Raw genomic sequence first — 13,357 nt, 5'->3', positions numbered from 1 at the left:
AGATCCTTATGCCGCAACGGTTTGCGTTGCCGAAAGCTGCTGCTGTACCTGTTGTTTCGCCGCGTCGAGTTGTGCCCGCCAGGCTTGCCGTTCGGCGATCTTGCGCAAGAAGTGCACGTGCGGCGGAGGCACGTCCGGGTCGTCCCTCGACGCCAACTCGTACTCGAACGGGGGCGGGTCGCCGGGCACCCGGTCGTGCTCGCCGGCCGTCTCCCCGGTTGCCGAAAGCGCGAGCAGAGCCTTGACCCAGGCTTTCCGGTCGGCCCGGTGATCGGACAGGGTCTTGTTCGACCACTGCCGGGAGACCAGAACCCGCCGCCCGGTGAACCCGAGCGTGCGCCGCTGATGCACCTTGCCCTTGCACCGTCCCGGCCGCGCCGTGGCCTTGGCATTCTTGGGCTGCACCCCGTACAGCAGCCAGTTCGCGCACGTCGGAGAGCACGGCAGGACTTGCAGCTCCGCCGCCAGGCGAGCGAGGTGGTCTTCCTGCGCCCGCGACCCCGGTGCGACCGCGTCGGTGATGTCTTTGGTGATGTACTTCGTGATGTAGCGGATCGTCTTCTCCGCGCTCTCGGAGCCACCCCGTACGCCCTTGGCGTTGAGAGCGCCCAGCCGCACCACGTGCGCAGGCTCCGCGTCCGGGTCCTCGTCGATCGCGTCCAGCGCCTCGTCCCAGGTCGGCAGCGCCGCGCTGGTTTCGGGGTCCCGGTAGGTTTTCGTGTCTGGGTCCCACACCGGTACTGCCCCGTCCGGGTCGTACACGATCTTGTCGTGGGCGGGCCACCACACCTGGTGGTAGGTCGCCGCCGCGACCTGGTTGGCCAGCTTGCGGGCCAGTGCGCCCCGGACGGCGAAGTGCCCGTGCGGGGCCAGCCGCTTTTGCATCTCCACCGACCCCGCGTACTGCACGTTCCAGCCCACGGCCCGGCGCAGGTTCTGCCAGAACCGGTCGAGGACCTTGGCGAAGTGGATGCAGTCCAGCGCCGCGGCCCGGTAGTCGTAGGAGTCGGGGTCCACCGGGGTCCCGATGCGGGGGTCGTGGGGGCTGTGCAGCTGTCCGCACTCGCATACCTGCACCCGGCCGCGACGGCGGTAGGCGGAGTGGATCGGCCCGTACGAGCCCAGCGTCAGCGTCAGGAACATCGAGTCCCGGTGCTCCCGCCCGTCCGTACCGATGTGCGGATGCGGGATCGTCCGGTTCGCCACGGGCAGCCGAGGAAGGTCCGGTGCGTCCTGCCGCCGTTTCGTGGACCGCTTCCGGGCCGGGGCCGACTCGTCCGGATCGCTGCCGTCTTTCCGGCCGCCGGGCAGGACCGAGCCGCGCACACCGGCCGCGGTGATCTGCTCGTCCACCCGGTCAATCTCCGCGTCCAGCTCGCGCACCTGGTCCCACTCGGCCGCCAAGACAACCGAGGTCCGGGCGAACTCCAACACCGCCCGGTACTCCACCAACTCCCGCTGCTCATCGGTCGGGGCATCAGGGGTCGTGACCGGCTCGTCGGTCAGGTGCCAGCCCTCCCGAATCTGCTGCATCCGCAGCCTGCGGTTCGCCTCCGCGCACGGCTCACACTTCGCCGCCGAGGTAGCGCCGCACGGCACCGACACCAGCTCGGTTTCCCCGGTCGCCGTGTTGGTGCGCCGAAGCCAGACCGGCTTGACGCACACCCCGAACTGCTTCGCCAGCTCAACCGCAACGTCCTTCGCGATCGGCTGCAACAGTCGAGCCGCCCGCGACCCCTGCCGGGGTGCCTCGTCCTGCCCGAGACCGGGCAGCGTCATCATGTCGGTGCTCATCGGCCGACCACCACCGGACGGCCGTTAACACGACCCGGCACCACCGGGGCAGACGGGACGATCGGACGAGGCGTCACCGGTCCGGGCGCCGCTACGTTCTGATCATGCGCCGACCTCGCTGGTACCCCTTGTGGCCCGTCCGCAACGGCGGGGATGTGCTGCGCCAGTTCGGTCTGTCGATCGCGTGGGTCGGTGTCTTCTTCACGATCGTGCGGGCCGTCCGCCACGAGCGCGTGTGGCATACCGCGGTGATCGCCGGCGGAGGTCTGGTGCTGATGGTCGGCGGCATCCTCGTCAGCCGAAGCCTGCGACGCCGGCGTGCCGTGGGGCAGCCCGGAGAACACCAGCTTGACCAGCAGCATGAACGCCAACGCCGGTAACGCCGCCAGACCCTTCGAGGTGAGGGAGTCTCCGGCTTGCGAGACCTGGGCGCCCAGCGAGAGCAGGCCGGAGGCGACCAGCAGCGCGACCGGGTAGCCGATCGAGCCGCCTGAGCGGCGCTTCCGGCGGATCTCCAACAGCGCACACGTGGGCATCAGCTCGGAAGCGACCGCGTTCGCCCAGCCGAACCAGTCGGCCGTCCCGTGCGGAAGCGCCTGCATCGTCCAGTCGTGCATGTGCGTGAAGGACGCGGCACCGGCCATGACGCCGATCGCGCCCATGATCCCGAGCCGGGCGATGTCCTCCACCCGCTGGGTCTTGCTTGCCTCAGCCATCACAGGTCACCTCCCTCTACTTGGTGTCGCGCTTGACAGGACGAGACAGGAACGCCGGCGGTTCCCCGGCGGTGTCCAGGGCGTCGGCCAGGGCTTTGAACAGCGCCCACGCCTCCGGGACCGTGAGCGGAAGCCTGCGATGTCGTGCCCCGATCGCGATCCACGCCGACTCGTCGGTCATCCGCACCGTGACCGCCGTGGACTTCTCCGATCCAGGGACCCGGATGCGGAACAGCCGCGCCCCGTCGTTGTCTGCTGGTACCGCACTCATCACGCCGCCTCCGATCCGTCCGAGCCGTCCGCTGCCGGCAGGTTGCGCAGTTTGGCCAGCAGCGAGTCAGGCACTACCGGCGTCGCGTCGGCCGGCGGGCATTCCTCCAGGTCGACCACTTCCACCGGCTCCGGCCGCTTGGCCTCGTCCGCCTGGCCCTCGTTGCGGTTGCCAGCCATGGGGGCAGCCGGGATGTCTTCGACGTCGTTGGCGTCGGTGGTGATCGGCGCATACTCGGCGGCCATGTCGCGGATCTGGTCGTCATCGACGTAGGCGGCACGCACCCGGAACGGGTTCTTCTCGAACTCCGACAGCGCGTAGCCCATGCCCGGCGCCGTCAACGGGATCTGATCGGCCAGCGCACCCAGGTCGCGCATCCCGTCGCCCAACACCATGTCCACCTGCGACGGGGTGTCGAGCCCGAGGGCGATGCGGTAGGTGAACAGGCCGCGCATCGGGATGATGTCCTTCGACGGCTCCTGCACGCACCCGAGCACCACCCAGCCGACCGCCGCGCCCTTGGTCAGCAGCCGCCCCAACGCGTACTCAGCCCGGCGCCGCACATCCATCGGCGCGTACGCGGTCAGCGTCGCCAACTCGTCCACGATCACCAGATGCAGCGGGTGGGTCATCGACGGGGTGAACTTGCGGACATTGCCCGCCAGCTCCAACGCCACGCAGTCCATATGATCGGCCTCTGCCTCCAGCAGCTCGACCATGGCTTCGGCCCGGTCCGCCTCATACCGGGTGAACAACGGGCGCCCGATGGACAGCTCCATGCCGCCCTTCGGGTCGATCCCGGTCACCTTCACCAGACCGGCCCGGATCGCCGGCGCCAGGTACCGCAGTACCGACCAGATGAGCGAGCCCTTACCCGACCGGGACCGGCCCGCCACCAGCACATGCCGGGCCAGCAGCGGAATCACCCACGCGGTCCCGTCCTCACGCATGCCGACCGGGACGGCCGCCAGGTCCACCGGCACCATGCCCGACTCGTCGGCCTGCGGGATCGGCAGCGCCGCCACCGTGGAGGTCAGGATGTCGGTGTGCTGGAACTCCACCCACGCCTCGCCGGGACTGCCCGGCACCTCCCACACCCGGCAGGCCAGCGCCCGCGCCGCGTTCGCCAGCTCCCCCGTCTTGCCGCGCAGGGTGTCCACGGTCATCCCGACCGGCACGTCGACCAGCAGCCGATCGGCCGCCGGCAGGACCTGCACCTTGCGGATGCTGGGAATGACCTCGCCGTCGTGGTCCCGCACGGTCAGCTTGCACCGGGTCATCCAGCGGTCCCACCGCCGGCCGTAGCGGATCCAGCGACGCTGCCACCGCAGAATGTGGGGCGTGACCCGCTGCTTGAACGAGGCCGGCCAGCAGATCCGGAACACCGCACCGGCGACGATCGGGGCCAGGACGACGCCGGCCAGCGCCCACCGGCCCCCGACCAGCCCCGCCGTGCCGAGCGTGGCGACCACGCCGGTGGTGCGGGGGTGCTGGACCGCGAGCTTGATCACCCGGTAGACGCCGACACCCACCGCTACCGGGATCTGCACCACCAGCGGCATCGCGTCCCACAGCCGCTGGCCCATCGACTCGCGATAGACCTGCGTGGCCACCACCCGCTTAGCCATGACCCCTACCCCTCCGCTCACCGTGCGTAACCGTGTTTTGGCACAGAAAGGGCCGCCCGCATGCTGTGTGCGTGACGGGCGGCCCTCGCCCTACCTTCCGTGACTTACCGTGCCGCCTACTGGCCGGCGGACAGCTTGCGCGCCAAGTGATCCAGGTTGTCGGTCAGCCGCGCCAGCCAGTTGAACGACTGCTGCGCCGGACGGTCCAGGAACTCATCCTCAGCCACCGACAACTTCCGCTGCACCGACGCCACCTCGTCGGCCGCTGAGCGCACCGACGCCGCCCACGAGCGGACCAGCGCCAGACCCTCACCGTTGCCGACCTTGCCCTGTAGCGCGGTCCGGACCTGCGCCAACGCCTCGTCTGCCATGACTGCTCTCCTCACCTGTTGCCGGACATTCCGTTGACCCGCCGGACGAGCCGACCGGCCACCACCAGTTGCCGGACGAGCCGGCCGACCCACCGCCGGACGACTCATCCCCGAGCGGCCCGCCGGACGACGAGCGAACCTCGTCCGGCCACCCGACCGCCGTACCGCCACCACGCCCCGTTGCGGGAGCCCGTAGCGCATCGACGCCACCGTCTTGCCGGTCCGGTAGGTCGCCCGCATCCACGCCCGCACCGGCACCGAACCCATGACCGAGCTCCGCACCTGCCACCGCACCCGGCGAGACACCGCTACCGCCTGCCGAAGCCGCCGCGACACCGCCACCACGAGCCCCTACCGGTCGGTGTCGAGACGCTGCCGCGTGTACGACAGCCGCTCCGACAGCTCGGTCATGGCCTGCTGCGCCTCATCGACCAGCCGCGACAAGTAGTCACCCGAACCACCCATCGACGCCCGCAGGCTCACCAGCCCCGACACCAGCGCCTCGCTCAAGCCACACCAGGCGCGCAACCGCTCCCGCGCATCCGGCCCCGGATCACGGCCCAACGTCACCTGATCCATCACGTCCGCCGCCGACAACACCGGCCTCCCTTCCGTGTCCATCACCAGCCACCTCGCTCCCGCGCCGCCAGGGCCTGCACGAACTGCCTCGCCGTCACCGACACCGCCCGCAGCCGCTCACCCGCAGCCGTCATCGCCTCCACGTCCCGAGCCACCACTGCACCCCGCAACGCCCGCAACTCCGCGTCCGCCAGCTCCACCACCGCCGCCAGGTCCTCCCAATCCAGCGCCATCACCGGCCACCACCCGACAACGCGCCGTCCGGGATCGACAGCCGCGCCAGCCGGGCCGTCTCGTCCAGCACCGACCGCGCGTCTTCGATCGCCCGCAGCGCCAGCGGGTAGTCCTGATCCGCGATCGCCGTGGAGATCCGCCGGAACGCGCACGGGATGTCGAACACCCCTGCCGACACCAACGCCACATGCCGCCCGCGGAACGAGTCCTCGCCGTTCACGCCGCACCGTCCACGTCCGCGAACAGCTCCGGCTGAATCACCGCCGGCACCGGCACCTCCGCCGTGGATGTGTTGCTACGACGGCGAACCCGCCGCTTGCCCGGGGCCGGGACGTGGTAGGTCATCGTGGGCAGCCACTGCCCGCGACCCAGCACCGGCAGCACATCGGAGCGCCGCGACACCAGCTCGAACAGCTCCACCCGGTCCACGTGCCGGAACCGGGCCACCGTCCGGGCCAGCGCCGCCGCAGCACCGGCAATCTCGATTAGGGCCGCCACCCGCTGCGCATCCGACCCACCCGTCAGGTACGCATCCCGAATCGCGTCGATCCCCCGCGCTGCCAACGCCGCCGCCTCATGCTTCCTGGTCACCGCCCACTCCCTCCCACACACCGCATTGGTCGACGCAGGCCGGGCCGGGAACCATGCCGCAGCCCGGCCCACGTCACGAATCAGGCCGCCTTGTCCGAACGAGACGCCGACTTCCCGCCCGCCGGGCGGTAGCCCTCGGCGCGGAAGATGTAGCCCAGGTACTTGAACTCGCCCTGCCCCATCACCCGCGGCTCCGCGGTCAGGCCCTCCAGCTCGATCAGCCGCATGTCGGTACCCGGCACCAGCTCGGGGGTCTCCGGCACCGGCTGCACATCCGCCACGAACAGCAGCGCGAACGACGCCCGCTTCGCGTTGGTCTCCGCCGGGTCCGTCACGTTCGCCTTGAACTGAAGCTTCCCGGTGACCTCATCGCGCTTCTGCACCTTCGGCGCGTTCTTGTTCGGGTTGTACTCGTAGTCCGGCATTACCGGGCCGGACTGCATCAGGCCCTTCGGGAACGGCACCTCGAACGGAACCGAGAACCGCGTACCACGCTCCAGCACAACAACCACTCCTCTACTCGATGCCCCATTGGCCGCTCTCGACCGGGCTACTTTGTGACTAGCTTGGCTAGTCGTGTGTGCTGAGATCAGCATGACTCGCTTGGCTAGCCATGTCAACCATGTCGGGCAGATTTAGCCATCCTGGCTAGTCAGCCCGTACCCTGTGGCAATGACGCAGACGGATGCGCTGTCCGATCTCGACCCGGACGACCCCCGGTCCCCGGCACAGCAGATCGCGAACGCGCTACGAGCAGCGATCCTGACCGGCCGGTTCGCGCCCGGCGACAAGCTCCCCTCGCAGAACGACCTCGCGGCCCGGTACAACGTGGCCCGCGAGACCGTCAAGCGTGCACTGGCGCAGCTGCACGCCGAACACCTCACGGTCAGCCGACAGGGCAGCGGTGTGTTCGTCAAGCAGCGCACCGAGCGCGCGGTCGGACTCCGGCCGCACATCGAAGCCGCCTTCGACCGCGCGCACGTGTCGATCGACTTCGCCGGGTTCTCCGGCGAGACGCTGGCCGGAGCCATTACCGAGCCGCTGGACAAGGTCCGCGCCGGACGCCTCACCCCGCAGTCCATCGCGATCCGGCTGCTACTGACCGACGTCAGCCGGCCCACGATGCTGCCATCCAACGCCGAGACCGGCCAAGACGACCCCGCCGTACGAGCCCGCGCAGACCGCATCATCCGCCGGTCGGTCGAGAGCATCGCCGAGCCGGTGCGCGAACTGGCCGGGATGGGGCTGGTGCCCAGCGCCCGCGTCGAGGTACGCACCCACGACATGCCGCCGTCGTTCAAGCTCTACGTGATCAACCACGCCGAAGCGTTCTTCGGCCTGTACTCGGTGATCGACAACCGCGTCAGCATCGACGGCACCCCGACCGTCATCCGCGACGTTCTGGGCAAAGACTCGACCCTGTTCCACTTCGCCGACAGCGACGGCGACACGTCGATTTCCCGGGAGTTCATCGAGCAGGCACAGCAGTGGTTCGACACCCGCTGGGACACCATCGCCCAGGACTACCCGCTATGACCCCCACCCAGATCTTCGCCGCCACCCGCCTCATCCTGCTCGACTTCGACGGACCGACCGCCCACCTGTTCGCCGGCACCCCAGCCCGCACCGTCGCGAACCGACTCGCCGCCCAGCTCGCCGCCGCCGGTGTCCCGCTGCCCGACGACGCCGACCAGTACGGACCGCCCGAGCTCGGCGCCGAGCTGATCCGTCAGCACCGCGACCAGGCCGACACCATCGAAACCCTCGTGACCGCCGCCGAGGTCGAAGCCGCCCGCACCGCCGAGCCGACCCCCGGATGCCTGGACATGCTGACCGCCGCCCACCGTGCAGGCCGCCCCGTCGTGATCGTCAGCAACAACTCAGCCGCCGCCGTCCGCACCTACCTCGTACTGCACCAGCTCGGCGAGCACGTCGCCGGAGTCATCGGCCGGCCCCACGCCGCTCCCGAACGCATGAAGCCCGACCCGTGGCCGCTGCAGGAGGCCGCACGCCGCCACCACGTCCCCAACGCTGAATGCGTCCTGATCGGGGACTCCATCACCGACATCGAGGCAGCCCAGGCTGCCGGAGCCGCCAGCATCGGTTACGCCAACAAGCCCGGCAAAGCCGACCGCCTCACGAACGCTGGCGCCACCACCACGGTCACCGACATGTACCAACTCGCCGAGGCACTCAGCCTGGACACCGGCACCGAGGACCGGACGATGCCATGACGAACCTCGCCCAACTCGCCGTACCGGAAGGCGTCCGGCAGCAGGTCCACCGACGCTGGCCAGCAGTCGGCCCCGCCTGGTCCGCCGTAGTCGTCGACGAGCTGCACGAGCTACTGGCCGAGCACCACGCGACCCACCCCCAGGTCATGCCCGCCCGCTACGGACTAGTCGTCAGCGCCGACACCCCGACCGGCCCCCTCGTATTCCGGTCGACGCCGGACCCCGACGGAGGCCACCAGGCCACCGTCAGTCGCGCGCTCGCCAAGCTTGGCGTGTCCCCGCGCCTCCATCAGGTCCGCACCACCGACATCGGCATATGGACCGTCATGGATCGCGTCACGCCAGGTATCCCACTCGGCGATCTCACCGAGCCGCCGACGCCCGGCGCCATCGTCGAAATGCTTCAGCCCCTAGCCGACCAACCCGCACCAGACGCCGACCTGCCCAGCATCTTTCACTGGCTCCGTGGCCGCCTCACCGACGATCACCTGAACGACCTACCCCGAGGCCGTAGCGTGGCACCACTTCCCGAACGCAGCCAGGCCATCATCCTCCTGGACGAACTCGCTCAGAGCCATATCCCTTCCTTATGCCATGGCGACGCCTCGCCCTGGAACATTCTGACCAAACATCGGGACCATCTAAGCCTAATCGATCCGCGGGGCACTAGCGGCGAACTAGCGTATGACGTCGCGATTGCAGTATCCAAGCTCGATACAAATACATTTCAAAGCGCCATCGCTTTTCTATCAAAGGAACTTCGTGTAGACCTCGACCGCATCTACTCGTGGGTGTCAGTTGCGAAAGCGGCACGCGTATGACACCTTCGGGTTAGTGATCCTTTTCAAGGATTCTTGACTGTACAGTATCGCCGCAGCCCAAAGCCTTCGCCAGATGCGCCCGTACCACTCGGTCCAGTATCTCTGCCGCTTCGTGCAATTCGAACGCATCATAGCCGCGGTTTCCGTGCGCCAAATCATTCCGAACGATTCTAAGGCACGTCGCATAGTCGCCATTGGCGCGCTCCGCCATGACAGAACGGACGAGGGCCGTATCACCCAGCTCGGAGGCAGTGTCGATTGGCAGGCCCTGAATGGTTCTCCGAAGACAATCATCCAGGCTAGATAGCGGCCTCTTATTTAAAAATTTCTTAATGAACTTAATCTCTTCCGAACCGAGAGCACCAGCCAACCTCTGGAGGGCTTCCAGAACCGCGGTTCGGCGCCCAGAGTGCGCAGCTACATTCTTCTGCCGGTCCGCACGTGTATCGAATCCATCCAGGCCCTCCAGTGCCTGAATCAACAATAGATAGCGAGAACGCGGATGCTGTTCTGCCACAAACATAAGAGATCCGTAAGTCTCCAACAGCGGATGGTGTAGCCGTTCCAACTCCTGCCACGATCTCAGCAATTCCAGAAGCGACAAGTGATGGGTTGAGATAGAAAACGCCCGGCGCACCTTCAAAATAGCATTGCCATCGGACGCGTATGGCATCTGCCCAAGCGACGAACCGTAAACTTGAAACGTCAAGTCATCGCTCCTATCCGGGCCGACCCGAATGCTTAAATAGGTGGATTCTTCCTTGCGGCCCGTACCCAACGCAACTATATATCTCAGTGGCGATACCCAATCAGAAATCGCCTCATTGAACGAAATGGATCGCTGCAGCTTCACGCGGACAATCGGGCTAAATATCACGTAGAACCGATAATGATCCATTGACGGCCGCCACCCCGGAAGGAACCGAACCTCGACCTGAGCCACGTCGTCGGACCAGCTACTGACGCTAGCGGGCTCACCCCGCACCTCCCACGACCAGTCCAGAGTCGCACCGCTATTCTCCTTTCGCCCTGAGCTGCGTAGCGGCGGGATCCCCGCGATACAATCCAATCCGCTTATCTGCATCTCTATTTGTGAGACCGCGATCCCAGGCTCTTCCGGGAACCTATCCGCGCGGCCAACAAGCGCGGCCCGAGCCGTTATTACTGCTCTGGTATCTACCCAGATTTCAACAGTCGGGTCGATGAGCACCACCTGAAGGCCATTTAGTAGTGTTCCGCGAATTAAGCCGGGTTTGTAAACCTGAGGAAAGCCGGCCCAGGAAGTGCCATTCTCATGCGAATAGACTGATGGCACTGGACCGTACGCATATCCGATTGGTTGACGATCGGCTCGTAGATGTATATCGCCATCGAGACTAACGGTGCTTACGCCATCTTGTGTGGGTAGATCCCATTCAACACGATACTCTCCAGGCGACAGAATCTGCGTTAGCGGGGGCTTCTCCATCACGCATACCTCCACATAGATGTCGCGAGCCTAGCCTCCGTGCCTTGACTCAGGTGATGCCTGACGGATCTGTATCGGCTGACGCTTGACAGGTGATCGGGCAGCGGCCAGCATCCGAGCCATGCCACGGGTCCGGTTCTTCTTCGACGCGGGCTCCGGAGGAGTCCTGTGGCCGGAGTCCGACCAGGATCAGCAGCGGTACGGCTTCCCGGTTGACCTCGTACGTCTGCCGATCGGCCAGCCTCTCCGGGACCAGCTCGCATCGCTCGTCGAGCAGTACGACGGGTCACTGAACTGGGACTACCCGCCGGATCCGGGTCCGTGGCGCGAGCACGAGTGTGAGCGCTTCAACCGGGCAGTCCGTCATGCTCTCCATCAGCTCAGCGAGGAGCTTGGCCCCGGCTGGGAGCTCGTCGACGCGTTTCAGGACCTCTACGAGGATCCTGGCCTCGATCGCTACGTGGCCGACCCGCGTCACTTCCAACGCTGACGGGGGCCGGCACGTCAAGCATCACCCGAGACAGGACACGAGCCTAGCCTCTGCTATTGCCGAATTGGTCTCTACTGGATCAAGGCGCCGCTGCGCGGCGCAGGCGCCGGGCACGGTCCGGGAAGGGCCGCCCGCCTACGGCCTGGCGGCCTCGGCGGGCGGAAGGCCGGCCCGCGCCCGGCGCCGCCGTCGACGAGCACCGCCAGGGCCAGAGCGAGCTGTCGGGCACGGCCTTACGCTCGCCTCTGCGTGGCCACCGTTTCGCCGTGCTTGCGGGCGAGCGCTGCCGCGATGGCCCAACCCCGGGGCCATCTTGCCCCCGAGTCAGCTGGGCACGAGCCGCGGCCGCACACGCTGCCTGCCGAAAGGCGCTGCCTCAACTCACCGTGGCCGGGCCGACCCGAGCGAAGCTCCCCGCATCCTGCCGGTACACGCAGCTCATGCCCGCAGAGGTCACCAGATCCACGAGGTCATCCGAGGGACGGGCAGGAAGCAGCACGGCCAGCACGGCACCCGGCACCGGCACGTGACGGCGGTAATCGAGCAGCTGCCCGATCGCCATGCGGATGCTCTCTCGCGCGATCGAGCCCTTCGCCTCGTAAATCTCGCCAGCCGTCACGTCGAACAGGTCGGTGCGGAGCGCTGCCACCTGCCCAGGTAGATGCAGCTTCCACTGCTTGACCTCGTGGCCCTGCGCCTCCAACCACGCCCGGTACTGCTCGGTCAGCTCAGCCTCACGACGGCGCGCCTTGCCACCCGGCGTGGCCTTACGATCCGACTCCACAGCCACGGCACGTTCGACGCCCACCAGCTCGGCGCGAGGGCCAATCATCGCGGTGTCGACGTGGCTGGCATCCGACTCGCGATGCTCGACAGATCCCGCGGGGCGCAGCCGAAACACCAGCGCAGACCGGATGGCGCCCAACGCATCCGGCGCATCCTCCCGGGTGAACGGGATGTCGCGGTCCACTTCGAACTCGCCCACGTAGCGATGCAGCTTTCCGCCGCGCTGCTTGCCCGACACCGCGACGAACAACCGCAGCGCCCGGCCCTGCCGACGATGCTCCAACACCGACACGTTCCCCTGCGCCAGCTGCTGGTCACCCTCGCTGCCCTCACCGGTGTACAGGAACACGTCGCCGTCCGGCGCCCACCCATCGACGTAGCCGAACTTGCCTGCCTCCGCCGGGTCGGCGTACAGGAACACGTTCGGCGTCCGCGTCGACGGCTCAATCCCCCGCTGCGTACCACCACCCCAACGCGCAGCCCGCTCGCCTCGCGTCAACACCGCACCCGGCTCAAGATCGAATGACTCGCTCACGCCGACACGCTAGCCACCCGCTGCGACATCGCCGCCCGAGGAACACGCCTCCGGCGGGGGCGCTCAGGCTCCAGGATGGATGGGGACAGCCGGGCGGGTGCGGGTCGATGGCTGGTTGCCGAAGGCTGTCCATCCCGCCCGCCGACGACCCAGGCGACGCCTTAGCAGACCTGTCCTGTCTGGCGAAGGTCGTACGTCCGGTCGGGCGCTCCACCTTCACCAGACAGGACAGCCCCGCTACCCGGAGGGTGGGCCGACGGCAGACGGGATGGACAGAATCTCGGGGGCTCGTCGGGGGCTCTGGGGGCTCGTTGGGGGCTCCGACGACCACCGACGACGACCATTCATGACCACCGTCGACCAGCGTCAATGCAGGTCAGCGCCATGATCGGCGCCGGGAGCTGGGGTGGGGTGGACGAGTCGGCCGGTACGCCGGGTTCTGTGCCCGGGGCGCCTTGCGGCACTGCCCCGGGTGACGGCCATCCATCTAGGCCCGCCGTCGCCGACGGGCTCGAGCGGTCTACCCGCAGGCTCGGGCGGGCTACCCTCGAACGCCTGCGCAGGCCGTGTCGCCACGGCCCTTGTGACCTTGCTCCGGGTGGGGTTTACCGAGCCGCCCCGGTCACCCGGGGCGCTGGTGGTCTCTTACACCACCGTTTCACCCTTACCGCGGTCGCCGAAGCGGCCGTGGCGGTCTGTTTTCTGTGGCACTGTCCCGCGGGTCACCCCGGGTTGCCGTTGACAACCACCCTGCCCTGTGGAGCCCGGACGTTCCTCGGCGCCGGGATCGCTCCCGGCGACGCGACCGTCTGGCCGGCTCGTCCACCGCGGCCATCGTA

At 67.8% G+C, this 13,357-nt stretch carries 16 protein-coding genes and 1 other RNA gene; 4 read left to right on the top strand and 13 right to left on the bottom strand.

All coding sequences use genetic code 11. The features are described from left to right. Positions 1–6: 6 nt before the first annotated feature. From NUM_RS26130 to NUM_RS26085, 10 genes are all read right to left on the bottom strand, one after another. Positions 7–1,794 (bottom strand): replication initiator, encoded by a 1,788-nt coding sequence (locus NUM_RS26130; protein WP_207127578.1) that lies wholly within the window; start codon positions 1,792–1,794, stop codon positions 7–9. Further along, entirely contained in the window at positions 1,791–2,510 is a 720-nt protein-coding gene (locus NUM_RS26125) for a DUF2637 domain-containing protein (protein WP_207127577.1), read from the bottom strand. Before NUM_RS26125 ends, NUM_RS26130 begins: the two co-directional genes overlap by 4 nt. Before the next feature lie 16 nt (positions 2,511–2,526). Beyond that, the gene (locus NUM_RS26120; RefSeq protein WP_207127576.1) at positions 2,527–2,781 is read right to left on the bottom strand and encodes a spread protein; all 255 of its coding nucleotides are present in this window, start codon (positions 2,779–2,781) and stop codon (positions 2,527–2,529) included. After that, positions 2,781–4,409: a hypothetical protein gene (locus NUM_RS26115; protein WP_207127575.1), complete on the bottom strand. Its 1,629-nt coding sequence runs from the start codon at positions 4,407–4,409 to the stop codon at positions 2,781–2,783. Before NUM_RS26115 ends, NUM_RS26120 begins: the two co-directional genes overlap by 1 nt. A gap of 116 nt (positions 4,410–4,525) precedes the next feature. After that, positions 4,526–4,780, bottom strand: a complete 255-nt coding sequence (locus NUM_RS26110) for a hypothetical protein (protein ID WP_207127574.1) — start codon at positions 4,778–4,780, stop codon at positions 4,526–4,528. A 351-nt stretch (positions 4,781–5,131) separates the two neighbouring features. Further along, positions 5,132–5,401, bottom strand: a complete 270-nt coding sequence (locus NUM_RS26105; RefSeq protein WP_207127573.1) for a hypothetical protein — start codon at positions 5,399–5,401, stop codon at positions 5,132–5,134. Then, positions 5,401–5,592 carry a hypothetical protein gene (locus NUM_RS26100; protein ID WP_207127572.1) on the bottom strand — a complete coding sequence of 64 codons (192 nt, stop codon included), beginning with the start codon at positions 5,590–5,592 and terminating at the stop codon, positions 5,401–5,403. The genes NUM_RS26105 and NUM_RS26100 overlap by 1 nt, the downstream gene beginning before the upstream one ends. Continuing rightward, a complete protein-coding gene (locus NUM_RS26095) occupies positions 5,592–5,813 on the bottom strand; it encodes a hypothetical protein (protein ID WP_207127571.1) in 222 nt (73 codons plus the stop codon). The genes NUM_RS26100 and NUM_RS26095 overlap by 1 nt, the downstream gene beginning before the upstream one ends. Further along, positions 5,810–6,184 carry a hypothetical protein gene (locus tag NUM_RS26090; RefSeq protein ID WP_207127570.1) on the bottom strand — a complete coding sequence of 125 codons (375 nt, stop codon included), beginning with the start codon at positions 6,182–6,184 and terminating at the stop codon, positions 5,810–5,812. Before NUM_RS26090 ends, NUM_RS26095 begins: the two co-directional genes overlap by 4 nt. 80 nt (positions 6,185–6,264) lie before the next feature. Then, the gene (locus tag NUM_RS26085; protein ID WP_225918866.1) at positions 6,265–6,687 is read right to left on the bottom strand and encodes a hypothetical protein; all 423 of its coding nucleotides are present in this window, start codon (positions 6,685–6,687) and stop codon (positions 6,265–6,267) included. Positions 6,688–6,856: 169 nt separating this feature from the next. Between NUM_RS26085 and NUM_RS26080 the strand changes: the two genes are divergently transcribed. From NUM_RS26080 to NUM_RS26070, 3 genes are read left to right on the top strand one after another with little or no spacing between them, the layout of a single operon-like run. Further along, positions 6,857–7,720 carry a winged helix-turn-helix domain-containing protein gene (locus NUM_RS26080; RefSeq protein WP_207127568.1) on the top strand — a complete coding sequence of 288 codons (864 nt, stop codon included), beginning with the start codon at positions 6,857–6,859 and terminating at the stop codon, positions 7,718–7,720. Further along, positions 7,717–8,418: an HAD family hydrolase gene (locus NUM_RS26075; RefSeq protein ID WP_207127567.1), complete on the top strand. Its 702-nt coding sequence runs from the start codon at positions 7,717–7,719 to the stop codon at positions 8,416–8,418. The genes NUM_RS26080 and NUM_RS26075 overlap by 4 nt, the downstream gene beginning before the upstream one ends. Continuing rightward, on the top strand, positions 8,415–9,239 hold the full coding sequence (locus tag NUM_RS26070) for a phosphotransferase (protein WP_207127566.1): 825 nt from the start codon (positions 8,415–8,417) through the stop codon (positions 9,237–9,239). Before NUM_RS26075 ends, NUM_RS26070 begins: the two co-directional genes overlap by 4 nt. A gap of 10 nt (positions 9,240–9,249) precedes the next feature. Here NUM_RS26070 and NUM_RS37990 read toward each other — a convergent pair whose 3' ends face one another. After that, a complete protein-coding gene (locus NUM_RS37990; protein ID WP_207127565.1) occupies positions 9,250–10,092 on the bottom strand; it encodes a hypothetical protein in 843 nt (280 codons plus the stop codon). 736 nt (positions 10,093–10,828) lie between these two features. On the opposite strand from NUM_RS37990, the gene NUM_RS26060 reads away from it, so the two are divergent. Further along, complete coding sequence (locus NUM_RS26060) at positions 10,829–11,197, top strand: hypothetical protein (RefSeq protein WP_207127564.1); 369 nt, start codon at positions 10,829–10,831, stop codon at positions 11,195–11,197. Between the two features lie 376 nt (positions 11,198–11,573). Here NUM_RS26060 and NUM_RS26055 read toward each other — a convergent pair whose 3' ends face one another. Next, positions 11,574–12,518, bottom strand: coding sequence for a hypothetical protein (locus tag NUM_RS26055; protein ID WP_207127563.1), 945 nt, complete (start codon positions 12,516–12,518; stop codon positions 11,574–11,576). Between the two features lie 412 nt (positions 12,519–12,930). Beyond that, an RNA gene (gene rnpB / locus NUM_RS26050) (RNase P RNA component class A) lies at positions 12,931–13,339 on the bottom strand. Positions 13,340–13,357: the final 18 nt, after the last annotated feature.

The organism is Actinocatenispora comari, assembly GCF_017312725.1.
In the GTDB taxonomy this organism is placed as follows: domain Bacteria; phylum Actinomycetota; class Actinomycetes; order Mycobacteriales; family Micromonosporaceae; genus Actinocatenispora; species Actinocatenispora comari.
This window is presented reverse-complemented; position numbering and strand designations above follow the sequence as displayed.